19 protein-coding genes are annotated in these 25,843 nt (G+C 68.2%); 15 read left to right on the forward strand and 4 right to left on the reverse strand.

The window, feature by feature from the left end; translation table 11 throughout:
- Window positions 1-63: 63 nt before the first annotated feature.
- The 9 genes from ARC23_RS00570 to ARC23_RS00610 all read left to right on the forward strand — a co-directional run bounded on the left by ARC23_RS00570 (window position 64) and on the right by ARC23_RS00610 (window position 14,113).
- On the forward strand, window positions 64-2,079 hold the full coding sequence (locus ARC23_RS00570) for a type IV pilus assembly protein FimV (protein ID WP_057495424.1): 2,016 nt from the start codon (window positions 64-66) through the stop codon (window positions 2,077-2,079).
- Between the two features lie 26 nt (window positions 2,080-2,105).
- Entirely contained in the window at window positions 2,106-2,468 is a 363-nt protein-coding gene (locus tag ARC23_RS00575; protein WP_057495425.1) for a VOC family protein, read from the forward strand.
- 32 nt (window positions 2,469-2,500) lie between these two features.
- A complete protein-coding gene (truA, locus tag ARC23_RS00580; protein WP_057495426.1) occupies window positions 2,501-3,271 on the forward strand; it encodes a tRNA pseudouridine(38-40) synthase TruA in 771 nt (256 codons plus the stop codon).
- The gene (locus ARC23_RS00585) at window positions 3,268-3,924 is read left to right on the forward strand and encodes a phosphoribosylanthranilate isomerase (protein WP_057495427.1); all 657 of its coding nucleotides are present in this window, start codon (window positions 3,268-3,270) and stop codon (window positions 3,922-3,924) included. The genes truA and ARC23_RS00585 overlap by 4 nt, the downstream gene beginning before the upstream one ends.
- Before the next feature lie 165 nt (window positions 3,925-4,089).
- Window positions 4,090-4,761, forward strand: a complete 672-nt coding sequence (locus tag ARC23_RS00590; protein WP_057495428.1) for an OB-fold-containig protein — start codon at window positions 4,090-4,092, stop codon at window positions 4,759-4,761.
- A complete protein-coding gene (locus ARC23_RS00595) occupies window positions 4,761-6,779 on the forward strand; it encodes a hypothetical protein (protein WP_057495429.1) in 2,019 nt (672 codons plus the stop codon). Before ARC23_RS00590 ends, ARC23_RS00595 begins: the two co-directional genes overlap by 1 nt.
- Before the next feature lie 85 nt (window positions 6,780-6,864).
- On the forward strand, window positions 6,865-12,255 hold the full coding sequence (locus ARC23_RS00600) for a DNA repair ATPase (protein ID WP_057495430.1): 5,391 nt from the start codon (window positions 6,865-6,867) through the stop codon (window positions 12,253-12,255).
- Between the two features lie 8 nt (window positions 12,256-12,263).
- Window positions 12,264-12,959: a hypothetical protein gene (locus ARC23_RS00605; protein WP_238985156.1), complete on the forward strand. Its 696-nt coding sequence runs from the start codon at window positions 12,264-12,266 to the stop codon at window positions 12,957-12,959.
- 44 nt (window positions 12,960-13,003) lie between these two features.
- Window positions 13,004-14,113, forward strand: a complete 1,110-nt coding sequence (locus ARC23_RS00610) for a toxic anion resistance protein (RefSeq protein ID WP_057495432.1) — start codon at window positions 13,004-13,006, stop codon at window positions 14,111-14,113.
- A gap of 70 nt (window positions 14,114-14,183) precedes the next feature.
- Here the strand turns inward: ARC23_RS00610 and ARC23_RS00615 are convergent, their stop codons facing one another.
- On the reverse strand, window positions 14,184-15,071 hold the full coding sequence (locus ARC23_RS00615; protein ID WP_057495433.1) for a LysR family transcriptional regulator: 888 nt from the start codon (window positions 15,069-15,071) through the stop codon (window positions 14,184-14,186).
- A gap of 97 nt (window positions 15,072-15,168) precedes the next feature.
- Between ARC23_RS00615 and trpB the strand changes: the two genes are divergently transcribed.
- The 5 genes from trpB to glmM all read left to right on the forward strand — a co-directional run bounded on the left by trpB (window position 15,169) and on the right by glmM (window position 20,323).
- On the forward strand, window positions 15,169-16,386 hold the full coding sequence (trpB, locus tag ARC23_RS00620; protein ID WP_057495434.1) for a tryptophan synthase subunit beta: 1,218 nt from the start codon (window positions 15,169-15,171) through the stop codon (window positions 16,384-16,386).
- Entirely contained in the window at window positions 16,383-17,069 is a 687-nt protein-coding gene (locus ARC23_RS00625; RefSeq protein ID WP_057495435.1) for a hypothetical protein, read from the forward strand. The genes trpB and ARC23_RS00625 overlap by 4 nt, the downstream gene beginning before the upstream one ends.
- A 1-nt stretch (window position 17,070) precedes the next feature.
- On the forward strand, window positions 17,071-17,880 hold the full coding sequence (trpA, locus tag ARC23_RS00630; protein ID WP_057495436.1) for a tryptophan synthase subunit alpha: 810 nt from the start codon (window positions 17,071-17,073) through the stop codon (window positions 17,878-17,880).
- A gap of 206 nt (window positions 17,881-18,086) precedes the next feature.
- Window positions 18,087-18,962, forward strand: a complete 876-nt coding sequence (gene accD / locus ARC23_RS00635; protein WP_057495437.1) for an acetyl-CoA carboxylase, carboxyltransferase subunit beta — start codon at window positions 18,087-18,089, stop codon at window positions 18,960-18,962.
- Window positions 18,962-20,323, forward strand: coding sequence for a phosphoglucosamine mutase (gene glmM / locus ARC23_RS00640; RefSeq protein WP_057495438.1), 1,362 nt, complete (start codon window positions 18,962-18,964; stop codon window positions 20,321-20,323). The genes accD and glmM overlap by 1 nt, the downstream gene beginning before the upstream one ends.
- Window positions 20,324-20,403: 80 nt before the next feature.
- Here glmM and ARC23_RS00645 read toward each other — a convergent pair whose 3' ends face one another.
- Genes ARC23_RS00645 through ARC23_RS00655 form a run of 3 tightly spaced genes read right to left on the reverse strand, consistent with a single transcriptional unit; the run spans window position 20,404 to window position 24,303 of the window.
- Window positions 20,404-21,261 (reverse strand): polysaccharide deacetylase family protein, encoded by an 858-nt coding sequence (locus ARC23_RS00645; protein WP_057495439.1) that lies wholly within the window; start codon window positions 21,259-21,261, stop codon window positions 20,404-20,406.
- Entirely contained in the window at window positions 21,254-22,399 is a 1,146-nt protein-coding gene (locus ARC23_RS00650; protein WP_057495440.1) for a glycosyltransferase family 4 protein, read from the reverse strand. The genes ARC23_RS00645 and ARC23_RS00650 overlap by 8 nt, the downstream gene beginning before the upstream one ends.
- 20 nt (window positions 22,400-22,419) lie before the next feature.
- Entirely contained in the window at window positions 22,420-24,303 is a 1,884-nt protein-coding gene (locus ARC23_RS00655) for a DUF3413 domain-containing protein (RefSeq protein ID WP_057495441.1), read from the reverse strand.
- Between the two features lie 192 nt (window positions 24,304-24,495).
- Between ARC23_RS00655 and ARC23_RS00660 the strand changes: the two genes are divergently transcribed.
- Window positions 24,496-25,431, forward strand: a complete 936-nt coding sequence (locus tag ARC23_RS00660; protein WP_057495442.1) for an isopenicillin N synthase family dioxygenase — start codon at window positions 24,496-24,498, stop codon at window positions 25,429-25,431.
- Window positions 25,432-25,843: the final 412 nt, after the last annotated feature.

The following is a 25,843-nucleotide window of genomic DNA, read 5'->3' on the forward strand; positions in this document are numbered from 1 at the left end:
GCCGAGCAGGGCTCGGCTCTACATGGGTGCGGACCCTGGTCCGCACGCTTTATAGTGTCGCCCATGAATAAACGGGCCAAGGGCGCGAAGCGTCCGCTCACCTATCTTTCCGCTGCGCTGCTGGCCCTGGCCAGCGGTTCGGCACTCGCCCTCGGTCTGGGCGACATCCGTGTCCTGTCCAAGCCCGGCCAGCCATTGCTGGCCGAGATCCCGGTGGTCTCGGCCGACCCGTCCGAGCTGGAGAACCTGCGCGTGGCGCTGGCCTCGCCGGTCACCTTCGAACGGGTCGGGCTGAAGCGGCCCAGCGGGCTGGTCAGCGAGCTGCAGTTCGAGCTGACCCGCAACGCGCAGGGCAGAGCGGTGGTGCGGGTGACCTCGCAGGCGCCGGTCGAGACCCCGTCGTTGAGTTTCCTGATCGAGGCCGACTGGGGCCAGGGCCGGCTGGTGCGCGAGTATTCGGCGCTGGTTGACGCGCCGGCCAGTGCGCTGGCCGTTGCCGAACCGGAGATTGTTGCCCCGGCAGGTACCCTGTCCAACACCATCGCCCGTGAGCCGGCATCCATGCCGGCCACCCAGGCCGAACCGGACCGTGCAGCTGCCGCCCCGGTGGCACCGTCGCGCTCGGCACCGGCACCGGCACCGGCGCCGGTTGCGGCGGCGGCCGATGGCAGCCTCACCGTGCAGCGCGGCCAGACACTGTCGCAGATCGCCGCTACGGTCGCGCGCGGCAACCAGGTCAGCCGCGACCGCGCGATGATTGCCCTGCTGCGCGCCAATCCGGAGGCGTTCATCCGTGGCAACGTGAATCTGCTCAAGCAGGGCGCGGTGCTGCGGATGCCGGGTGCCGATGCATTGGCCGCGATCGATGCAGCCGAGGCCGCCGCACTGGTACGCGAGCACACCGCGCAGTGGCGCCAGGCGCGGACCGTTCCGCAGCCCGCCGCCACCGTTGCGGCGGTGGCCAAGGCAACCACGGCGAACGCTTCCTCCCCGGCTGCGGCCAATGGGGCACGACTTGAAATCGCCCCAGCGCTGGCCTCCGATGCCGCGCACGCGGGCACAACCACCGGCACCGGTGCCGGCAGCGAGGGTGACATGCTGGGCAACGAACAACTGCGCCAGGCCCGCGAGGACATTGCGACCCGCGATGCCGAGATTGGTGAGCTGAAGCAGCGCGTGGCCGATCTGGAAAAGCTGAAGGAACAGCAGCAGTCGCTGATCGCGATGAAGGACAACGACCTGGCCGCCGCACAACAGCGGCTGGCACAGGCACCGGAGTCGCGCGAGGTGGCCACCCCGTGGTACTGGCTGGGTCTGCCGGTGCTGCTGCTGGCAGCAGCCGCGGCCTGGCTGGTGCGCCGTCGCAAGCCGTCGCCGCTGCCGCCGCTGCGCGAAGAAGACGATGCCGCCGGCCTGGCCGCCGCGGTACCGGCGGGGGCGGCGCTGGATACCCTGGCCGAGCAGTCCTCCTGGTCGTCGGCGGTAGCCGACGCGGGCCGCCACGAGCCCGCGATGCCGGTCTGGGCGACCGAGGCCGGGGGGCAGGACGAGGGGGGCGGCGAACCTGTCGCCGGCAACGCTGCCGCGGCCGAATGGCAGGCACAGACGTTGCGCGATGACGACGTGGTGGAACTGCCCGCAGCGGTGGCCGACCTGCCGCACTGGGATGAGCCGGTGGCCACACAGGACGACGGGGTGACGGTTGCCTCCGAGCTGGAGGGACCGGACGCGCCGGCAGCTCCCGCCGAGGTGGCGGTACCGGACTACGCGCTGCATGCCGAACAGCAACCGCAGTTCCGCGGCGTGTTCGACCTGCCGGACGAGGCTCCGGACAACGCGCATTCCAGCGGGGCACCGCATGACGTGCCGGCCGGGCCCGCGTACGAAGAGGCTGCCGCCACAGCGGCCAGTGAAGCCGGCTGGTCGCCCCGCGCCGGCCAGGAACGGCTGGAACTGGCCATCGCCTATCTCGACCTGGGCGATGCGCAGACCGCACGCATGCTGCTGCAGGAAGTGGCCGAAGGCGGCGACCTGCACTGCCAGCACCAGGCCCGCGAACTGCTGGCCCGCCTGCCGTGACCCATTCCCCCAACAAGGATCCTGCCATGAGCCGCGAGCGCCGCATCGACTACGTTGAATTCGCCTCCCGTGATCCGGCGGCCAGCCGCGCCTTCTTCGAGAAGGTGTTCGGCTGGTCGTTCGTCGACTATGGCAGCGACTACACCGCCTTCGACGATGGGCGCCTGCAGGGCGGGTTCTTCCGTGGCCAGCCTGCGCAGGCCAGTGAACGTGGCGCGCCGCTGCTGGTGCTGTACGCCGACCAGCTGCTGCCGGTGCAGGCCGCAGTGAGCGCCGCCGGCGGCGAGATCGTGCGCGGGGTATTTTCCTTCCCCGGGGGCAGCCGGTTCCAGTTCGTCGAGCCCGGTGGCAACGAACTGGCGGTCTGGTCGGAACGCGATCCGGCCTGAGCGCCGTCCCATCCGCAACATCGAGGTAGCACATGCGTTACGCGCTCGGCGTCGAATACGACGGCAGCGATTTCAGGGGGTGGCAGAACCTGGGGGAAGGTGGCCCCAGCGTGCAGGCCAGCCTTGAGCAGGCCCTGTCTTCGGTGGCCGATGCGCCGGTGCAGGTGGTCTGCGCCGGTCGCACCGATGCCGGTGTGCACGGCCAATGCCAGGTCGTGCATTTCGATACCGGCGTGGTGCGTGATCCGCGCGCCTGGATGCTGGGCACCACCACCCGCCTGCCGCGTTCGATCGCAGTACGCTGGTGCGTGCCGGTGGCCGACGATTTCCACGCCCGCTTCTCGGCGCGTGCGCGCCGCTACCGCTATCGCCTGCTCAACCGCGAGGTGCGTCCGGCGCTGGATCGGCAGACCCTGAGCTGGGAGCGCCGGGCACTGGACGAAACCCTGATGCACGCCGCCGGCCAGGCCCTGCTCGGCGAGAACGACTTCAGCGCGTTCCGCTCGGTGCAGTGCCAGGCGCTGCACGCGCGCCGCGAGCTGCAGGCGCTGCAGGTCAGCCGCCACGGCGAGGTGATCGAGGTGGCCGTGCAGGGCAATGCATTCCTTCATCACATGGTCCGCAATATCGTCGGTTCGTTGATCCTGGTGGGCAGCGGCGAAAAACCGGTGGACTGGATCGCCGAACTGCTGGCCGGGCGCGACCGTACCGTAGCCGGTCCCACTGCACCGCCACAGGGCCTGGTGTTCCTTGGGCCGCTGTACCCCGACAACTGGCATCTGCCCGCCGAGGTCACGCTATGAGCCGCTCCTACTACCGCACGCGCATCAAGTTCTGTGGCATGACCCGTGCCGGCGACGTCCGCCTGGCCGGTGAGCTGGGCGTGGACGCGGTGGGTTTCATCTTCGCCCGTGAAAGCAGCCGCCGGGTCGCCCCGGCCGAGGCGCGCGCGATGCGCCAGGCGATCGCGCCGATGGTCGATGTGGTGGCCCTGTTCCGCAACAACAGCAAGGAAGAGGTGCGCGAGGTGCTGCGCACGGTGCGGCCGACCCTGCTGCAGTTCCACGGCGAGGAAGACGAGAGCTTCTGCCGCAGCTTCAACATGCCCTACCTGAAGGCGATTGCCATGGGCGGGCGCGAGGAGGTCAACGCGCGCACCCTGCAGCTGCGCTATCCCAGCGCGGCCGGCTTCCTGTTCGACAGCCACGCCCCGGGTGGTGGTGGCGGTACCGGCGTGGCTTTCGACTGGGGCCGCATCCCGACCGGGCTGCACCGGCCGTTCCTGCTGGCCGGCGGGCTGAACCCCGAGAATGTCTACGATGCCGTGCTGGCCACGCTGCCGTGGGGCGTGGACGTCTCCAGCGGCATCGAGCTGGAGCCGGGCATCAAGGATGGCTACAGGATGCGTACCTTCGTTGAGGAAGTGCGCCGCGCGGACTGCGCGGTCCTGGAGTGATCGGCGTCACTTGTTCGTCCTGATCCTCGCGCGGATTTGAGCCTGCACGCATTCTTCACATAGGATGGTCGCCAGCGCCTGCCATGAGGGCGGGCGCGAGGACGGACGGGGCGTGCTGATCGCCCCGAACGGGCCCCCGCCGCCCACAGCCCAGGAAGGCAAGCGATGCAGGAATTCCTCACCGTTGTATTCGGATTCCCGACCCTGCCGTACAGCATCGTGCTGACGGTAGCGCTGGTTTATTGGGGCCTTGCTGCATTTGGCCTGGTAGATGACGGATTCGGCGACCTCGGCGCCGACGGTGCACTCGACGGCGGCAACGATCTCAGCGGCCTGTCGGCCCTGCTGCAGCGCTTCGGGCTGGGCGGCGTACCGGTCATGGTCGTGATCACCCTGCTGGGCTTCTTCGGCTGGGCCTTGACCTACTTCATCCATCTGTTCGTACTGTTGCCACTGCCCGACCAGCTGCGCTGGGGGGTGGGCGCGCTCGTGGCCATCCTCGCTCCACTGCCGGCGGTGCCGGTCACCGCGGCCCTGCTGCGGCCCATCCGCCGTTTCCTGCTGCGCCTGCGGCCGGTGGCCCAGGCCTCGCTGCTGGGGCGTACCGGCGTGGTCGCCTCACCGAGGGTGAACCTGCACAGCGGCCACGCCACGGTCGATGACGGCGGTGCCGGATTGGTCCTGCAGGTTCGCAGCGACATCGAACTGCAGCGTGGCGAGCGCATCGTGCTGGTCGAGCACGTGGCCGAAAAGCACTATTACCGGGTGGTCCGCGCCGATGCGGTCGCCCTCGATTTCCAGGACAACCTGCTTCCGGGCAACAAGGAGAATCACTGATGACGTTGGCAACCATGGCCCCCTTCCTGATCGGCGTGGCCGTCCTGCTGGTCGGCCTGCTCGGCCTGGCCGGGCTGTTCAAGGCCTTCTACCGCAAGGTCGACCAGGGTGTGGCCCTGATCGTCAACGACATGAGTTCCACGCCGAAGGTGCACTTCACCGGCGCACTGATCATTCCAGTGCTGTATCGCGCCGAGCTGATGCGGATCAGCCTGATCACCCTGCAGATCGACCGCCGTGGCAAGGAAGGGCTGATCTGCCGCGACAACATGCGCGCCGATATCGCCGTGGCGTTCTACCTGCGGGTCAATGAGACCCAGGCCGACGTGCTGCGCGTGGCCAAGGCCATCGGTGCCGATCGCGCTTCCGACAAGCATGCCGTGGACGAGCTGTTCAACGCCAAGTTCTCCGAAGCGCTGAAGACCGTCGGCAAGAAGTTCGACTTCACCGAACTGTTCGAGAAGCGGCAGGAGTTCCGCGACGAGATCATCGCGGTGATCGGCAACGATCTGAATGGCTACGTGCTCGAAGACGTGGCCATCGACTACCTGGAGCAGACTCCGAAGTCGCTGCTGGACCAGTTCAACATTCTCGACGCGCAGGGCATCCGCAAGATCACCGAGCTGACCGCCGCGCAGAACGTGGTGACCAACGAGCTGGAGCAGAACGAAAAGCTCGCCATCACCAAGAAGAACGTGGAAGCACGTGAAGCGCTGCTGGCGCTGGAGCGCCAGCAGGCCGAAGCCGAAGCCCGCCAGAAGCGCGAGATCGAGACCATCCGCGCGCGCGAGGAGGCCGAGACCGCCAAGGTGCAGGAAGAACAGCGCCAGCTGTCCGAGAATGCCCGCATCGAAGCGCAGCAGCTGATCGAAATCCGCGACCAGAACCGCCTGCGCGAAGTGGAAGTGGCCGAACAGAACCGCCAGCGTGCCGTGGCCATCGAGGCCGAGCGCGTGGAGCGCGCACGCCAGCTGGAGCAGGTCACCACCGATCGCGAAGTGCAGCTGCAGGGCGTGGAGCGTGACAAGGTAGTCGAGCAGGGCAAGATGGACGTGGCCAACATCACCCGCGAACGCATCTCCATCGACAAGACCGTGGCACAGGAAGAAGAGCGCATCAAGGAAGTGCGTGAGGTCTCCGAAGCCGACCGCCAGAAGCAGGTGCTGATCCTGGAAGCGGAGGCCAAGGCGCAGGAATTGCTGGTGCGCGAAGTGAAGGAGGCGCAGGCGCGCGAAACCGCGTCCAAGCACCGTGCGGTGGAACTGACCACGCTGGCCCAGGCCGAGCACGAAGCGGCCGGCAAGCAGGCTGAAGCCAAGCGCCTGCTGGCCGATGCACTGCGTGCCGAACAGGCCGCGCCGGGCCTGGCCGAGGCGCAGGTGCGTGAAGCTTCGGCACTGGCCATCGAGAAGGTCGGCATTGCCGAGGCCCGCGTGATCGAGGCCAAGGCCGAAGCCAGCCTGAAGCAGGGCAGCAACGAGGCGCGTGTGCTGGCCGAGACGCTGCAGGCGCAGGCCCAGGGTGAAGAGAAGATGGGCCTGGCCCGTGCCACCGCCACCGAGTCGCTGGGCAACGCCGAAGCCGGCGTGGTGCAGAAGAAGCTGCTGGCCGAGGCCGAAGGCCTGGTGCGCAAGTTCGAAGCCATCGCTTCGCTGAGCGACCAGGCACGTGGCCACGAAGAGTTCCGCATGATGCTGGACAACAGCCTGAAGCAGGCGCTGGCCTCGATCGAAGCCGGCAAGGAAGTCTCGCGCGAGAACGCCAACGTCATTGCCAGCGCGCTGCGCAACGCCGACATCGATCTGGTCGGCGGCGACGGCGGCATGTTCGAGAACCTGGTCAAGGCGGTGTCGCTGGGCAAGTCGATCGAAGGCTTTGCCGGCAAGAGCCCGATCGTGCAGGAGCTGATGCAGCGCTACCTGGGCGTGGCCGTGGCCGAACCGGCGCCGCGCCAGATCGCCGAGGATGCCGAAGCGGTGCCGACTGTGTCGGCCACCGTGGTCGACAGCGCCCGTTGATGCATCGGGCGATGGCTGCTGTGGCCATCGCCCGCCCGCGCCGGCCGCAACCGCGGCCGTCCGCCCGTGAGCCGGAAGCCTGCTGATGTCTGATACCCATCCGTCCGCCGAATCCACTGCACCGGAGGCCGGCGGCACTACCGTCGACCAGGCCGTTGCCCAGGGCGGCGCCTATGAAGTCCTGCGCCGCCGCCTGGCCGAGCAGGGCCAGCGCCTGCAGGGGCTGGCCGACACGCTCAACCGCCAGCGCCTGGCCGAGTTCGGCGACAGCCGCCTGGAGGTGGTCGGCCGTTTCCGCATCCGCAGCGAGAACAACTGCGTCGGCCGCGACATCGTGCAGGTGGGCCCGGACCGCCTGCTGTTCGGCTACAACGTGTTCATCGGGCTGAAGACCCAGACCCGCATCGAGGATGTGTTCGGGCTGTACCGGCTGGTACAGGGCCCCGATGGCTACGACGTCGCCGCGCTGGAGCTGAAGGGCAGCTTCCTCGACCAGCCCGGCTTCGTGCATGACTTCAACGAGTTGTACGCCTATTACAAGCACGCGCGCCTGCTGCAGTTGATCGTGGTCGGCGACAAGCTGCTGGCCTCGTTCCAGATCGGCGAGCGCAGCAGCGACGTACGCGTGTTCCGCTGGGCGCTGACGCGCGAAGGCGAACTGACCTACCTCGACGCGCGCGGCGAACGCGATATCGCCCTGCCGCCGCCGTTCGATTTCGAATGGACCAGGGCCACCCGTGACCTGGCGGTCAGCGGTCGCCATTCGCACCTGAACATCCTCGACACCCTGTTCGTGGAAACCACCGGTGGCGACCTCACCATCAAGGTGGAGAACAACACCGAGACCGGGCAGGGCATCTACAGCGAACCGGTCGAGGACAGCACCCAGTCGCTGGACGATGCCCAGTTCGAATTCGCCCGCGTCGGTTCGCTGCTGCTGCTGAAGGTGCTGCCGTACCGCGAGACGGTGTGGCGCGGCCTGATCTACAACACGCTGACCGGCGACATCGTACGCAATGATGCGATCGTGCAGGCCTGCGTGCAGCTGCCCGAAGACCACGGCGTGATCTTCCCGGGCGGCTACTACCTGCAAGGCGGCGAGCACAAGGCATTCGATGCCTCGATGGCCGGCATGCAGTTCAAGCGCAGCATCCGTTCGCCGAACGGCGAGGACGTGCTGTACATCTTCTACGAGCGCGAGGGTGGGCGCTCGGCGCTGTTCGTCTACAACACCATCCAGCGCGTGCTGCAGAACCCCGTGTTCGGCCACGGCTATGCCTTCCTGCAGGATGGGCGCATGGTGCTGTTCCATGCCGAAGGCAGCGAACCGACCCGCATCCATCCGATGCAGGTCTGGCAGACGCCGTTCAGCAGCGACGAGTTTGCCGCCAGCCGACCGCCCGGCAATACCTTCATGGGCCGCATCGGCAATGCCGAGCTGGTGCGCGGCATCTCCAACCTGTTCAACCTGGCGCGCGAGATCGACGGCCAGGATGTGTCGGTACAGCGCTACCAGCGCCTGGTGGCCGATACCCGGCGCCTGTTCGACGCCCACCACTGGCTGGGCGATGAGGCCTGCGATGGTGCCGCGGCGCTGCTGCGGCAGATCAGCGCCACCGGCGAATCGGTGCTGGACGAATACGAAAAGGTGCAGTCGATCCGCCAGCAGTCGGCACAGGCGATGGTCGAGGCCGAGGCCGCGCACAAGGCGCTGCTGGGTCGGCTGCAGCCGCAGAACTGGAACGAAGTGCAGGCCTTCGTCGAAGCTCTCAATGCGATCACTGCATTGCGTGGGCGGCTGCTGACCATCCGCGAGCTTCGCTACATCGATACGGCGCGCATCGAGGCGATGACCGCCGAGCTGGTGCAGGCGCAGGACCGCGTCGGCGCCGCCACCGGGGAATTCCTGGCGGGCGAGGCCGCGCTGGCCCCACTCACTCTGCGGCTGCAGGCCCTGGATGAGGCTGCCCAGCAGGCGCAGACTGCCCGCCAGCTGGACGAGCAGCTGGAAGGCCTGCGTGGCATGGCCGCCGATCTGGACATGCTGTCCGAGCTGATGGCCGGGCTGAAGGTGGACGATGCGACGGCCCGGACCCGTGTGGTCGAGTCGATCTCGGTGCTCTACGGCCGCCTCAACCAGGCGCGCGCACGCGCTGACCAGCGCCGCCGATCGCTGGGCTCGGCCGAGGCCGTGGCGCAGTTCGCCGCACAGTTCGCACTGTTCTCGCAGTCGATCACCAGCGCGCTGGCCCTGGCCACCGACCCGGAGCGCGCCGATGAACAGTTGTCGCGCCTGCTGGTGCAGCTGGAAGAGCTGGAGAGCCAGTTCGGCGAGCATGAACAGTTCCTCGGCGACATCCTGAGCAAGCGCGAAGAACTGGTCGAGGCATTCGATACGCACAAGCAGGCGTTGCTGGACGATCGCCAGCGCAAGGCGCGTTCAGTGCTCGATGCGGCCAACCGCATCCTTGACGGCCTGGCCAAGCGCACCGAACGCTTCAACAGCCCTGAGGAACTCAATGCGTTCTTCGCCGGCGATCCGCTGATCCTCAAGCTGCGTGAGCTGGCCGAACGCCTGCGCACGTTGCATGACAACGTCAAGGCCGATGACATCGAGGCACGCCTGAAGGGCGTGCGCGACCAGGCGGTGCGCCAGCTGCGCGACCGCAGTGACCTGTACGAGGCCGGTGGCAATGTGGTGCGGCTGGGGCCGCGCCATCGTTTCAGCGTCAACACCCAGGCACTGGACCTGACCCTGCTGCCGCGCGGCGACACGCTGGCCATCCACCTCACCGGCACCGATTTCCTGGAAACCCTGCACGACCCGGAACTGGATGCACTCAAGCCGTTCTGGCCGGTCACTCAGGATTCTGAATCCGAAGCGATCTACCGGGGCGAATACCTCGCCGGCTGCCTGCTGCGTGCCGCCGAGGAAGGACGCGAGGGGCTGGATCTGCCGCAGCTGCTGCACGATGCCGCCGAGCCGGACGCGCTCGACCAGCGTGTGCGTGCGTTCGCCGCGCCGCGCTACCGGGAGGGTTACGAACGCGGCATCCACGACCACGATGCCGCATTGATCCTGCGCGCGCTGCTGCCGCTGCAGCAGGCTGCCGGTCCGCTGCGGCATGCGCCACGGGTACGCGCCCTGGCCCAGTTGTTCTGGGCCGCGCTGCAACGCGACGATGCCGTGGCGCAGTGGCCCGGCCGCCAGGCCGGCGCTGACGCCATTGCGCGTCTGTTCGGGTCCGACGAGGGCCGTCAGGCGCTGCGCGGCGAAATGGCCAGGGCCCTGCACGACTATGCGCAGGCGCAGGCCCTTCCATTCGACGCCGGGATGGCCGGTGATGCGGCAGCCTATCTGGCCGATGAACTGCGTGAAGGTGAACCGGTCTTCAGCATCAGCCGGCATGCGCAGATGCTGTTGGATGCCTTGTCCTCGCAGTTGGACCAGGCCGGTCAGCGCGATGCTCTCCAACGCGCGCTGCAGCGCAACCAGGATCCCCTGGCTACACGCTGGGCCCTGGCCGGGCAGTGGCTGCGTGCGCTGGCCAGCCTGCCGGCCCACAGCGCGCACGCCGGTTACGTCGACGAAGCCGCTGCGCTGCTGCTGGTGCAACGGCAGCTGCGCACGCGCACCAGCGAGGCCACGCTGCGCGCCGAGGTGAAGGGGCTGCTGGGCGAGCACCCGCGTATCCACGGCGGCACGCTGGTGCTGACGCTGGACGATTTCCAGTCGCGGCTGCAGCATCACCTGCAGCACTTCGTGCCATCGTTCCATGCCTATCAGAGCGTGCGCCAGGGCATCATCGGCCGCGAGCGGCAGGCCCTGCGCCTGTCCGAGTTCAAGGCGCGGCCGCTGTCCTCGTTCGTTCGCAACAAGCTGATCAACGATGTCTACCTGGGCGTGATCGGTGACAACCTGGCCAAGCAGATGGGCACGGTCGGCGAGAACAAGCGCAGCGACCTGATGGGCCTGCTGATGATGATTTCGCCGCCCGGCTACGGCAAGACCACGTTGATGGAATACGTGGCGCACCGCCTGGGCCTGGTCTTCATGAAGATCAACGGCCCGGCGCTGGGGCATGAGGTGCGCTCGCTGGACCCGGCCCAGGCACCGGACGCGACCTCGCGGCAGGAGCTGGAGAAGCTCAACCTGGCGCTGGAGATGGGCAACAACACCATGCTGTATGTGGACGACATCCAGCACACCCATCCCGAGTTCCTGCAGAAGTTCATCTCGCTGTGCGATGGCACCCGCCGTATCGAGGGTGTGTGGCGCGGTCGCACCCGCACCTACGACATGCGCGGCAAGAAATTCTGCGTGGTGATGGCCGGCAACCCGTACACCGAGTCCGGCGAGGTGTTCAAGATTCCGGACATGCTGGCCAACCGTGCCGACATCTACAACCTGGGTGATGTGCTCGGTGGCATGGAGGCGGCCTTTACCCTCAGCTACATCGAGAACAGCCTGACCTCCAACCCGGTGCTGGCGCCGCTGGCTACGCGCGACATGGCCGACCTGTACACGCTGGTCGACCGCGCGATGGGCAAGGAGGTGTCGACCAACGGCCTCAGCCACGCCTACAGCAGCGCCGAGATCAACGAGATCACCGCCACCTTGCAGCGCATGCTGCGCGTGCGTGATGTGGTCTACCGGGTCAACCAGCAGTACATCGCCAGCGCCGCACAGGATGACCGCTACCGCACCGAGCCGCCGTTCCGCCTGCAGGGCAGCTACCGCAACATGAACAAGCTGGCCGAGAAGATCTCGCCGGTGATGAACGAGGACGAGCTGCAGCAGCTGATCTCCGACCACTACCTGGGCGAGGCGCAGCTGCTGACCACTGGCGCCGAGGAGAACCTGCTGAAGCTGGGCGAGCTGCGTGGCGTGCTGGACGAGGCGCAGGCGCAGCGCTGGGCGCAGATCAAGCGCGATTTCCTGCGCAACAAGGCCATGGGTGCCGACGACGGCGACGTCGGTGGGCGCGTGGTCGCGCAGTTGGCCGATATCGCCACGGCCCTGCAACGGCCTCCGCCGGCGCCGGAAGCCATCGCAGCTGCGGACCCGGTTCCGTGGCAGGCGCTGCTGGACGCCCTGCAGCGCCTTTCTGAAACACGTCAGCCCTCCGCTGCATCGGCGCCGGACGCGGCGGCTCCCGGCGTGCCGGCCGCGGTGCTGGCCGAAGACCTGCAGGCCGGCCTGGCGCCGTTGGTCGAGCTGTTGGCCGCATCGCAGGCGCAGCAGGTCCAGGTGTCGCAGACCCTGGCCGCGTTCGCCGGCTGGGCGCGGCAGCAGGTCGAGCGCGGTGGGCCCGGTAGCGGGGGGCCGCAGCGCGCACGCGTACGCCGCGCCACGACGCCGGAAGAACGCGCACTGGATGAAGCCCTGATGCGCCACTTCTACGGCGAGTCGCTGCCACCGGAACACGCTGAAGGCAGCGTCGCATCGATCCGGCAGCCGCCGCCGCTGCCGTGATCACGTCGGTGCCACTGCCGTCACCGGTGTTGCCGGACACGGCCGATATCGCCGTGCTGGCCGATTACGGTACGCCGCTGCTGCAGGCGCTCGCCGAGCGCACCACGACCTTGCCCTCGGTTGCGGGCGAAGGCCTGGTGGCCGCGTTGGCACGCATTGCCTTGGCACTCCAGGCCGGCAACCCTGCGCAGATCCGGCGCCGGGAGGGCTGGTGGGGGCGCCTGCTGGGGCGCGATGTCGACCGCGAGGCGGAAGGGCGTGCGCTGCAGTCGCAATTGGGTGTATTGGCGCTGCAGGCGCGCGAGCAGGCCCAGCGCCTGCAACAGCATCAGCAGGCGCGAGCCCGGGCCATCGCCGAGCGTGCAGAGGCGGCCACGGCATTGGACGCCTGGGTCGAACTGGGTGCATCACGGCGGGTGCGATGTGATGCGGCCGGCCAGGCCGCGTTGTCACAGCGGCTGGATCACCTGCGTCGGCTGGCCGCGCTGCATCGCGTCGAGGCCGCGCAGTGGCAACTGCTGCAGGACCAGGACACGCTGCTGCTGCAACGCTTCACCCGCATCCACGATGTCCTGCTGCCCGCCTGGCGACAGGCCGCACTGGCCGAGCAGACCGCTGCGGGCGCCGCACTGGCGGGAAAGGCCAGCACACTGCACGCCCAGATCGATGACGAGGTGGCGGCGGCTCAGGCTAGACTGCCCTGAGCCGGCCGCCGTTGCCGCATACCCAACTGCAAGGAGACTGCCCGATGACCCAGGACAGCCAGACCCCCGCTGCGCTCATGCCCGGCACGACGACCGCCGCTCCGCTCGATGAGGGCGCACTGCAGGCCCTGGGCCTGGGCCGCGAGGACCTGCCGCGCATCGCCGAGATCCGTCTGGAGCTGGACGATCTGCGACCGGGCAATCTTCAGGTGTTCGGGCGTGAAGCCGCCACGCGTACGGCGGCGTTCTCCAGCCAGTTGCTGGACCAGGTGCGCAACCGCGACCTGGATGCCAGTGGCGAGAAGCTGGGCGAAGTGGTGCGCATCGCGCGCAGCCTGAAGCTGGATGGCTTCGCGCAGCGGTCGAAAGTGCCGGTGATCGGTGGCCTGATCGACCGCCTGCGCGTATCCAGGGGCGAGCTGGTGCAGAAGTTCAGCGACACCAACGCGCAGATCGAGCAGCTGCTGGGCGATGTCGGCGTGCAGCAGGCGCTGATGGCCAAGCGCGTGGGCGAGTTCGACCGCATGCATGAAATCGTCCGCGAAGAGCGCCATGCGCTCGGCCTGTATGCCGCTGCGGGCAAGCAGCGGCTGGCGGAACTGCAGGCCGAGCAGCTGGCCGGGCAGGGCAGCGAGGATCCGCAGCAGCGCATCCGCCAGAGCGAAGTCGACAACGCGATCCGCCTGATCGAAAAGCGCGTGTCCGACCTGCAGCTGATGCAGCATGCCGCCGACCAGTCGTTGCCGATGATCCGGCTGATCCAGGCCAACGCACTGCAGCTGATCGAAAAATTCAACACGGTGCGCGAGATCACCATCCCGTCGTGGAAGCGCCAGTTCGCCATCCAGCTTTCGCTGGGCGAGCAGAAGGCCGCGGTCGAGCTGTCCACCGCCATCGACGATGCCACCAACGAGCTGATGCGCCGCAATGCCGACCTGTTGCGCCAGGCCTCGGTGGAGACCGCGCGCAGCAACCAGCGCGGCGTGATCGACGTCGCCACGCTGCGCCACGTGCACGACCAGTTGATCGCCACGGTCGAGGAAGTGCGCAGCATCCATCGCGAAGGAATGCAGCAGCGCCAGCAGGCCGAGGTCGAGCTGTCGCGCCTGCGCGAAGACCTGCAGCAGCGGCTGGCCACCCCGACCGCCAGCTGAAAAAAGGGGACGGAGGGAATTAAGCCGTTTGTGCCACTTGCGACTTAACCCCTCCGTCCCCTTTTTGTTGTCAGCGCAGTTGCTGGCCCAGCCAGTCGGCCAGCGCATCCACGCGCGCATCTGCCGGTCCGTCCGGCCGCGCCAGCACCCAGAAACCGCCGGTGGCGGCAAACCCCCACGGCGCGACCAGTCGCCCGGCGGCCAGGTCCTCGGCCACCAGCGGCTCGGGCGCGATCGCCGGGCCCAGCCCGGCCACCGCTGCCTCCAGCAGGTAGTACAGGTGCTCGAAGGCAGTACCCAGCTGCAGCTTCGAGGTGTCCAGATCGTGCGCTTGCGCCCACGCCGGCCACGCCTGTGGTCGTGAGCTGGTGTGCAGCAGCGTCTCCTGCAGCAGCGCCGAGGGCGGTACGTGCCGCAGGCGCTGCGCGGCCGGATGCGAGGGGGCCACCACCACGCCGACCCGCTCCGGCGCCAGCTCACGCACCTGCCAGCCCCGGGGCCACGGCCCCTGCGCCAGCAGCAGCACCGCATCCAGTGCGGCCTGCGCCTCGGTGAAACTGCCATCCAGCGCCGACCACTGCAGGCGTACGCCGGGCAGGGCGGCCTGCAGAGCCGGCAGGCGCGGGATCATCCAGCGCGCCAGCACGCTCCCGCTGCAGCCCAGGACCAGCGCCGGGACCGCCGCCGGCCGCCGCAATTCGCGCACGCAGTCTTCGATGCCGCTGAAGGCCTGGCTGCACGCTGCCTGCAGCCGCGTGCCCGCCGCGGTCAGTCGCAGGCCGCGCCCGGCGCGCTGGAACAGTGCCAGGCCGAGATGGTCTTCCAGCAGCTTCAGCTGCCGGCTGACCGCACCGTGGGTGACGTGCAGGTCCTGCGCGGCACGGCCCACACCGCCCAGTCGGGCGGTGGCCTCGAAGGCCCGTAGCGCGTTGAGCGGCGGAAGCGATGAGCTGCTCATGTGAGATTTCCTGACGGTATTCGCCAGATAATATCCATTTTCCGGTCACAACCTGTGCGCTAGAGTATCCACCTGTCTCGAACCAGCGGTCGCTTCCATGTCTGCCTCCCCCATTGCCGACTACCATGCCTTCCCGGACGCCCAGGGCCACTTCGGCCGCTACGGTGGCAGCTTTGTCGCCGAAACCCTGGTCGGCCCGCTGCGGGAACTGGCCGAGGCCTACGACCAGGCCCGCCAGGACCCGGCATTCCAGCAGGCCTACGACCGCGACCTGGCCCATTACGTGGGCCGGCCGAGCCCGATCTATCACGCCCAGCGCCTGAGCGATCATGTCGGCGGCGCGCAGATCCTGCTCAAGCGCGAAGACCTGAACCACACCGGCGCGCACAAGATCAACAACACCATCGGCCAGGCGCTGCTGGCGGCGCGGATGGGCAAGACGCGCATCATCGCCGAGACCGGCGCCGGCCAGCATGGCGTGGCCAGTGCCACGGTGGCCGCACGGCTGGGCCTGGAGTGCGTGGTGTACATGGGCGCCACCGATATCGAGCGGCAGAAGATCAACGTCTACCGCATGAAGCTGCTCGGTGCGACGGTGGTGCCGGTCACGTCCGGCTCGGCGACCCTCAAGGACGCGCTCAACGAAGCGATGCGTGACTGGGTGACCAACGTGCAGGACACCTTCTACATCATCGGTACGGTCGCCGGTCCTGATCCCTATCCGCGCATGGTGCGCGATTTCAATGCCATCGTCGGCCGCGAGGCACGCGAGCAGATGCTGGCCGAGTACGGCCGCCTGCCCGATGCGATCACCGCCTGCGTGGGCGGCGGCAGCAACGCCATCGGCCTGTTCCATGCCTTCCTCAACGACCGCCAGGTCGAGATCGTCGGCGCCGAGGCGGCGGGCGATGGCATCCACACCGGTCGCCATGCCGCGTCGATCGCCGCCGGCCGTCCCGGCGTGCTGCACGGCAACCGTACCTATGTGCTGTGCGATGACGATGGCCAGATCATCGAGACCCACTCGGTCTCGGCCGGCCTGGATTACCCGGGCGTCGGCCCCGAACACGCCTTCCTGGCCGACAGCGGCCGTGCCACCTACCTCGGCATCACCGATGAAGAGGCCCTGCAGGCGTTCCATCTGCTGGCACATACCGAAGGCATCCTGCCGGCATTGGAATCGAGCCATGCGCTGGCCCAGGCGATCAAGCTGGCACGCGAGCGTCCGCGCGACCAGATCGTGTTGTGCAACCTGTCTGGCCGTGGCGACAAGGACGTGCACACCATCGCCGCGCGCGAAGGCCTGGTGCTGTGAATTGCATGCTGCGCCATGGCGGCGCACTGGTGCTGGTGGTGGGGTTGGGCGCCTGTGCACCCCCTGATCCACCGGTGCTGGCACCTGCACCGGCCGCACCGGCGGCGATTGCACCGGCCCAGCGCCCGGCCAGCAATGACGACCTGGCGCATCGCCCGATCAACGACGCCGCGGCCCCCGAGGCTGCGGTGCCCACCGACGCGGACAGTGCACCGGCCGTGGTTTCGGTGGCGCTGGATCATGCCGGCGAGGTGCTGATCGGCCAGCCGTTCAGCGAAGTACAGGCCGACGGCGCCTGGCATTCGGCCGGGTTGCACGAAGCGACCGGTGGCCGCTGCGAGTACTACGAGCGCGGCACGCTGCCGGAAGGCGTGGCGATGATGGTGCAGGACGGCGACGTGGTCCGTTTCGACCTGGCCCCGATCGATGATTCCGGGCAGGTGGTGGTGCAGCCGGGGCCGTTCGGCCTGCGCCTGGGCATGCCGCGCGTGCAGGCACTGCAGCTGCTCCCGTCCGGGGTGACCGCGCAGCCCTACGGCGACGACCCGGAAGCCGGGGAGAGCCTGCTCTGGCAGGACCCCGGTTCGGACCTGTCGATCCGCGTGGAGATCGTCGATGGCGTTGTATCGAGAATGTACTGGGGCGCCAGCGGCGCCGTTGACCTGATTGAAGGATGTACCTGACATGTCCGTTGAGCGTATCGATGCCTGTTTCGCCCGCCTGCGTGCCGCCGGCCGCAAGGCGCTGATTCCCTTTGTCACCGCCGGTGATCCCTCGCTGGAGGCGACCGTGCCGGTCATGCATGCATTGGTCGAGGCCGGTGCCGATGTGATCGAACTGGGCGTGCCGTTCTCCGACCCGATGGCCGATGGGCCGACCATCCAGCGCAGCTCCGAACGCGCGCTGGCGCGCGGTGCCGGCAGTCGTTACGTGTTGCAGGCAGTGGCGCAGTTCCGTGAGCACGACGCACAGACCCCGGTGGTGCTGATGGGCTACCTGAACCCGGTGGAGATCCATGGCTACGCCGCGTTCGCCCAGTCGGCGGTGGCGGCGGGCGTGGACGGCGTGCTGGTGGTCGACCTGCCGCCGGAAGAAGCGGGCGAAGCGCAGCAGGCGTTCGAGGCGGCCGGCCTGGCGCTGGTGCTGCTGGCCTCGCCGACCACCAGCGAAGCGCGCGCCGACAAGCTGCTGGCGCTTGCCCGAGGCTACCTCTATTACGTGAGCTTTGCCGGTGTGACTGGCGCGTCGGAGCGGCTGGACAGCGATGCGGCCGGTGCACGCCTGCAGGCCCTGCGCCAGCGCGCTTCGGTGCCGGTGGTGGCCGGCTTCGGCATCAAGGATGCCGCCAGCGCCGCCACCATGGCCCGTCAGGCCGATGGCGTGGTGGTCGGCAGCGCGCTGGTGGCGGCGCTGGCCGATGCAGACTCGGCAGACGAGGCCGCCCGACGTGCCCGGGCTTTCCTCACCCCGTTGCGACAGGCGCTGGATGCCTGAGGGTTGCGCCGGGCCATGCCCGGCGACGCAGGGCTGGAGTCGCATCCGCCGGGCACGGCCCGCCGCTACCGGCGCTAAACGTACGTCCCAGCATGGTTTTTTCCGGTGGCCCACAGTTCGGCTAGGGGTGCACGGGCGGGGGAAGCGGAGCTAGACTGTCCGCCTTTGCGGCCCCTGGGCCGCCCTGAACGGAAGTGTCCTCCCGCATGAGTTGGCTCAGCAAGTTGATGCCGTCCGGCATCCGCACCGACAACACCCCCAGCAAGAAGCGCAGCGTCCCCGAGGGCCTGTGGGAAAAGTGCAGCAACTGCGGCAGTGCGCTGTACCGGCCGGAACTGGAAGAGAACCTGGAGGTCTGCCCGAAGTGCGGCCACCACATGGCGATCCGCGCGCGTGCGCGGTTGGCGGCGTTGTTCGACGCCGACAGCACCACCGAGATCGGTGCGCGCCTGGGGCCGACCGACCTGCTCAAGTTCAAGGACCAGAAGAAGTACAGCGAGCGCATCAAGATCGCGCAGAAGAACACTGGCGAGTACGACGCACTGATCGCCATGCGCGGCCTGCTCAAGGGCCGCGCGCTGGTGGCGTCGTCGTTCGATTTTGCCTTCATGGGCGGCTCGATGGGTTCGGTGGTCGGTGAGCGCTTCGCGCTGGCCGCGGAAACCGCTGTCGAGATCGGCGCACCCTACGTCTGTTTCTCGCAGAGTGGTGGTGCGCGCATGCAGGAAGGCCTGTTCTCGCTGATGCAGATGGCCAAGACCTCGGCTGCGCTGGGCAAGCTGCGCGAAGCCGGGCTGCCCTACATCTCGGTGCTCACCCACCCGACCACCGGTGGCGTGTCGGCCTCGTTCGCGATGCTGGGCGATATCAACATCGCCGAACCGCAGGCGCTGATCGGCTTCGCCGGCCCGCGCGTGATCGAGCAGACGGTGCGCGAGAAGCTGCCGGAAGGATTCCAGCGCTCGGAGTTCCTGCTCGAGCACGGTGCCATCGACCAGATCTGCGACCGTCGTGAGCTGCGCGACCGGCTGGCGGATCTGCTGGCGATGCTCGGCCGCCAGCCGGCGCCGGAGGTGGCTTGATGGGAGGCCGCAAGTACTTTGGTACTGACGGCATCCGCGGGCGGGTCGGGCAGGGCGTGATCTCGGCCGACTTCGTGCTGCGCCTGGGCAATGCGCTCGGCCGCGTCCTGGTGGCCCAGCGCGGCCAGGACGGGCGCCGGCCGATCGTGATCATCGGCAAGGACACCCGCATCTCCGGTTACATGTTTGAAGCGGCGCTGGAAGCCGGGCTGGTCGCTGCCGGCGTCGATGTGCAGCTGCTGGGCCCGATGCCGACGCCGGCCGTGGCGTTCCTGACCCGCACGCTGGGCGTGGATGCCGGCATCGTCATCAGTGCCTCGCACAACCCGCACTACGACAATGGCATCAAGTTCTTCTCCGCACAGGGCGAAAAGCTGGACGATGCCACCGAGCTGGCGCTGGAGGCGGCGCTGGACATCGCCTTCACCACTGCCGAATCGGAGAAGCTGGGCAAGGCCTCGCGTGCCCGTGAGGCGGTGGGCCGCTACATCGAGTTCTGCAAGGCCAGTGTGCCGCGTACGTTCGACCTGCGCGGCGTGCGCCTGGTGCTCGACTGTGCGCATGGCGCCACCTACCAGATCGCGCCGCTGCTGTTCCGCGAACTGGGCGCCGAAGTGATCGGCATCGGTGCCGAGCCCAACGGCGTCAACATCAATGCAGGCGTGGGATCCACCCATATCGACAACCTGGCGGCCAAGGTCCGCGAGACCCGTGCCGATCTTGGCATCGCCTTCGATGGCGACGGTGATCGGGTGCTGATGGCCGACGACCAGGGCAACCCGGTCGATGGTGATGATCTGCTGTACATCCTGGCGCGTGCGTGGAAGGCCGAAGGGCGCCTGCATGGACCGGTGGTGGGCACGCTGATGAGCAACTACGGCGTGGAAAAGGCCTTCGCCGACCTGCAGATTCCCTTCCTGCGCAGCAACGTCGGTGACCGTTACGTGCACCAGGCGCTGGTGGAGGGCGGTGGCGTGCTCGGCGGTGAAGCCTCCGGCCACCTGCTGTGCCTGGACCGGGCCACCACTGGCGACGGCATCATCAGCGCCCTGCAGGTGCTGGTGGCGCTGCGCAACAGTGGGCAGACCCTGCGGCAGGCCCTGAAGGGGCTGGTGCGTGTGCCACAGAAGACGGTCAACGTGCGCCTGGGCAACGTGTCGGCCAAGGCCACCGTGCAGGCCGAACGCGTGCAGTCGGCACTGGCCGACGCGCAGCAGGCGGTGGCCGGTCGCGGCCGTGCGTTCCTGCGCCCGTCCGGCACCGAGCCGGTGGTGCGGGTCACGGTGGAAGCCGATGACGCCGCGCTGATGCAGCAGACGCTGGACCGCCTGTCCGCGGCGGTCCGTGAAGCCGCCGCCTGAGGCCGCTGCACATTCGCCCAACGAAAAACGCCCCGGAAAGCCGGGGCGTTTTTCGTTCAAGGGGCAGGGCAGCGTGAAAATTACGGCCCCGGCACCATCTTCTTCTGGCGCGCCTTGAAGCCATTGAACAGCGGTGCGAGCAGCGGGTTGTAGCTCTGCGCGATGCGCTTGCGCAGCCAGCTTGCCGGCCGGTTGCGGATCGCGAAGCGGTAGATCCGCTCCGGATCGCCGCCGACCACGTTGCGTCCAAACGGATGAGTGGTGTGCAGGTAGCGGAAGCCGTGCTCGCGCGCGACCTCGATGTGGTCCTGGTCAAAATCACCATAGGGCCAGCACAGCGTATCCGACACCTCGCCGAGCTTGTCGCGCAACACCTCGCGCGAGACTGCCAGGTCGTGGCTGAGGCCTGCGCGGCGCTGCGCGCGGTCCAGGTCATCGCGGCGCAGCCAGCGGGTATGGGTGTGGGTGTGGCAATGCACCTCGAAGGTACCGGCGGCGATCGCCGCACGCGCTTCGCTCCAGCGCATCATCACATCGTCGCTGCGGTTCTGTTCGTAGATCGCCGCTTCGCAGCCACGGTGGTCCGGGGTGGCCGGCAGCGACGCTCCGGCGACGCCGGCGTGCGGCCGCTCCGGGCCTTCACCCATCCAGCCGGTGACCACGAACACCACCGCGTGCATGCCGTACTTCTGCAGGATCGGGTGCGCGTAGACCCAGTTGTCGAGGTAGCCATCGTCGAAGGTGATCACGATCGACTTGCGTGGCACCGGCCTGCCGGCCAGGAAACCGGCGTACTGGTCCAGCGTCAGCGAGGTCCAGCCGTTGCCGGCCAGCCAGGCGATCTGGCTTTCGAAATTCTCCGGTGACACGGTGATCATGCCCGGCGATGGACTTACATGGTGGTGCATCAGCACCGGTACGGTTCGCGCGTCAGCCATGTCCCAGCTCCTTCAGCCACTGGTGGTAATAGTGTTCGGTGGCCTCGCCGTGGCCAGCCGGGGTGAAGCGGTGTGCGCTGCGCATCCACTCCCAGCCGGCGCGGCCCATCTGCCGCCGTCGTTCCGGATCGTCCACCAGCAGGCGCAGGGCGCCGGTCAGGGCTGCATTGTCACCCAGGCGGGTGAGGATCGCATTGCTGCCGTCGACCACCATCTCCGGTACGCCACCGACGCGGGTGGCCACAATCGGCACGCCGACATAGGCCGCTTCCAGGAACACGGTTCCGGCGGCCTCCTTGTGCGAGGCCAGCGCGAAGATGTCGAAGCCGGTCATCAACCGGCAGGCTCCGTCGCGGTAGCCCAGCAGGTGCACCTGCTGCTGCAGCCCGTGCTCGTCGCGCAGCGCCTGCAGCCGTTCCATCACCGGTTGGCCATCGCCGATCACCACCAGGTGCAGGTTGGGGTGGGTCCGGCACAGTGGAACCATCGCCTGCAGCAGATCGACATGGCCCTTGGGCTCACGCAGCACTGCCACGCAGCCCACCACGATGTCCTGTGCACCGAAGCCGAGCTCGGCGCGCACCTCGGCGCGCACCTCCTGCAGGCATTGCCAGGGATCATCCTTGCGGATATCGCTCCAGCGCGGCGGTACCGCGATCGGCGGCACGATGCCGATGCGTTCGGTGGGAATGCCGCGGTCAGCCAGCAGCTGCTTGACGAAACTGCTCACGGTCAGCACCCGGTGCGGCAGGCCGGTATAGGTGAGCAGCGAATTGACCGGGCTCATCAGGTGGCGCGAGCGCACCACCAGCGGCGTGCCTCCCAGCCGTGCACCGGCAGCGGCGATCAGCGCATCGCGGCGGCTGGTGGTATTGACCACGTCATAGCGCTCGCGCCGGACCAGGCGCGACACCGACCAGATCCCCCGCAGCAACCGTCCCAGTCCCCCCATGCGCAGGGTGTGCACGGTGAAGCCATCGTCGCGTGCCAGCGCGGCCAGGCGGGCATCGGGCTGGCACAGCAGCGACACCTCGTGGCCACGCGCACGCATCACCTGCATGTGGCGGAAAATATAGATCTCCTGCCCGCCCATTCCCTTGGCGGCTTCGGTGTGCAGGATGCGCAGCGGACGGTTCATGCGGAATCGATCCTTGAAGGTCAGCGGTTGCGGAAGCGGGTCAACGCTTCCCATGCAGCGCGCACCGCGGTGGCATCGGGGCTCTGCTGTGGCAGCGGGCGGTAATGCCGGTCCAGTGCCGTGGCATTGCCGAACTTGTCGAACACGTAGATGGCATCGCCGTAGCGCACTGCACGTTGCGACCAGCTTTCGACCACCAGTGCGCGGGGGGCCTGCGGCTCGGCCAGCAGGTCCTGGCCGGTGCTGTAGTCGCCCAGCGGGTTCTCGCAGCCCAGTGCGTGGCGCATCAAGGTGGGAACCCAGTCCTCGTGCGAGCTGGTGCGGGCCTGCCTGCCGGCGTCCTGCCCGGGCCAATGCAGCACGAACGGCACCTGCAGCTGGAAGTCGGAGAAGTTGCCGTTGTGGCCCCAGTAGTTCAGGCGCAGATCGTTGAACTCCTCGGCATGGTCGCCGGTGACCAGCACGATCGTGTTCTGCTCCAGCCCCTGCGCGCGCAGGTCGTCCAGCAGCGTGCCGACCAGGCTGTCGGCGTAGTGCACGGCAGTGCGGTAGCGGTTGAGTTCCGGGGTCGGGTCGTGGTCAGGGCCGAAGGCCAGGAAGTCGATGTCGCCGGCCATTGGCGTGGCCAGCGGGCGATAGTCGGCCGGCATGTGGTACGGCGCGTGCGTGGAATCGAGGAACACGAAGCCGAACCAGGGGCGCTGCGCCGCCTGGCTGGCCCGGATGTCCTGCTGCAACGCGCTGACAATCGCGCGATCGCGGCCATCGGACTTCAGTTGCGACGGGCCCTGGTGCAGCTGGTCGCGCACATCGGCGAATACGGTGCGGTCGAACTCAGGGCTGTACAGCGGCGCACTGCCATACAGGTGCAGGTCATAGCCCTGCTGGCCCAGCACCTGGAACAGCTGCGAGCCGCGCTGCTCGTCGAGCATGCTGGGCCAGTAGCCGCCGGGCAGGCCGTAGAGCAGCCCGAACAGGCCGTAGCGGGTGGCGTTGCCGGTGCTGAAATGGTGGTCGTAGACACGCGCGTCCTGCGCCAGTGCCGTGGTATTGGGCATCACCTGCGCGGTGAGCGCATCGTGGCGCAGGGACTCGAGCACCACCATCAACACGTTCGGGCGCTGCGTGCTCTGGCAGCGCAGCGGATGCAGCGGGTACTGCAGCTGTGCATGGCGCGGGTCGGGCAGGCCGGCCTGCTGCTCGCTGACCACGCCCAGGCGACGCATGAAACTCTTGGCGGTGATCGGCTGCGCCCAAGGCAGGTAGTTCCACTGCGCGATCACGTCGCGGTCGCCACGCGCGTCGTAGTAGGCCGTGGCGACCTGGCCACCGCCCATCAGCAACGCGACCACCGCCCACGACTGCAGCACACGGCGCCGGCGCGGAGCGGCAGGCAGCAGTTTCCAGCAGCCCCAGGCCAGCAGGCCCTCGGCGCTGAAGATCGCGGCGGCCAGCAGGCCGACCTGCAGCCAGGTCTTCCACGACAGAGCCACCTGGTCCTGCAGGGCGCCACCGAACACCATGTTCATCACCATGGCATTGAGGTGGAAGCGGTACAGCGTGAATACCTTGGCATCGACCAGCAGCAGGCACAGCCACAGGCCCTGCAGCAGCACGGCGCTGACACTCAGCACGCGCGCGCTGCGTGGCCAGAGGCCGAGCAGCAGGGGCAGCAGGCCGGCCAGGGCGCCGAAGGCCAGCAGGTGGCCGGGCAGGGCGATGGCCAGATAGGCCAGGCCGGCAGCGCCGCCGGGGTTGTCGCGCAGCGGCACGTTGCCCAGCGCGATCGCTGCGGCGAGCACCGCATTGCCCGCCACGAACAGCGACCACCAGGCCAGGCGATGCCAGCGGCGGGCGGCACTGGACAGCAGCGGGACATCGGCAGAAGGGGCGGCAGTGTGCATGGACGATCGGGGAAGGGCGCGGGATGAAGGGCGAGTCCCGGTTGTGACGGAATCGTTAATCCGCGCGCGGGTGGCGCATTGTATCGGTTTGTTTCTTCGTATCGGGTGGCGTACCCCGGGCGATCTGTCACAATGTTCAGGTGGGCCGTGAATGCGCGGCCCGCCCAGACCAACGACAAGCCAGGAACCGCTGTGAGCCAGATCCCCACCCTCGACATCACCCGTTTCGACAGCGACCGCGAGGCCTTCGTGGCCGAGCTGGGCGCGGCCTACCGCCAATGGGGATTCGCGGGCATCCGCAACCACGGCATTCCGCAGGCCGACATCGACGCGGCCTACGACGTCTTCAAGGCCTTCTTCGCGCTGCCTGAAGAGGTCAAGCGCAAGTACCACGTGGCCGGCAGCGGTGGTGCCCGCGGCTACACCCCGTTCGGCGTGGAAACCGCCAAGGGCTCCAAGCACTTCGACCTGAAGGAGTTCTGGCACATCGGTCGTGAGATCGCTGACGATTCCAAGTACCGCGACGTGATGGCGCCGAACCTGTGGCCGGCCGAGGTCGAGGGCTTCCGTGAGCGCGGTTACGGCCTGTACCAGGCGCTGGACAACCTGGGCTCGCGCGTGCTGTCGGCGCTGGCCCTGCACATCGGCCTGCCGGAGGATTTCTTCGCCGACAAGACCAACTTCGGCAACTCGATCCTGCGTCCGATCCACTACCCGCCGATCACCACCGACGACATCCCGAACGTGCGTGCCGGTGCCCATGGCGACATCAACTTCATCACCCTGCTGGTCGGTGCCAGCGCCGCGGGCCTGGAAGTGCAGTCGCATGATGGCCAGTGGGTGCCGTTCACCTCGGACGCGGACACCATCGTGGTCAACATCGGCGACATGCTGCAGCGACTGACCAACCATGTGTATCCGTCGACCATCCACCGCGTGGTCAATCCCCCGGGCGAGCTGGCGCGCCAGCCGCGTTACTCGGTGCCGTTCTTCCTGCACCCGAACCCGGACTTCCTGATCGACGTGCTGCCGTCGTGCATCACCGCCGAGAACCCGAGCCGGTACCCGGAGCCGATCACCGCCCATGGCTTCCTTGAGGAACGCCTGCGCGAGATCAAGCTGAAGTAATGAGTGGGAAGGCCGCCGAAAGGCGGCCTTCTTCTTTGCAGGGGTGCACCCGGCACCCGCGGTAGTGCCGGCCGCTGGCCGGCAAGCCCAAAGCCAAAGCGGCTCTGGGTTTCTGCGTGTTGGGCGGGGCGGCGTGGGTTGGCAGGACACGCCGTGAACCCCGCTCCGCGGTCCGGCCCAGCCGCTGGCGGCGGTGCGTTCGGGCGCCTGCGAAGCCGTGCTTCGCAAGCAAAGCGCCCTCACCCCTGGGGGCTCGACGGCGCCATCCATGGCGCCAACGGTCATGGCGAGGGCGGCCCGCCCCCTCCTGACAGTTTCACGGTGCGTGGGGATGCGGCGAATCGTTGGTCGGTTGTTGCCGCAGCTCGCGGGAAACTGTCCAGAGCAGATTGAAGGCAGCCACTAAAGCGAA

Source organism: Stenotrophomonas beteli (genome assembly GCF_001431665.1).
Taxonomy (GTDB): Bacteria; Pseudomonadota; Gammaproteobacteria; order Xanthomonadales; family Xanthomonadaceae; genus Stenotrophomonas; species Stenotrophomonas beteli.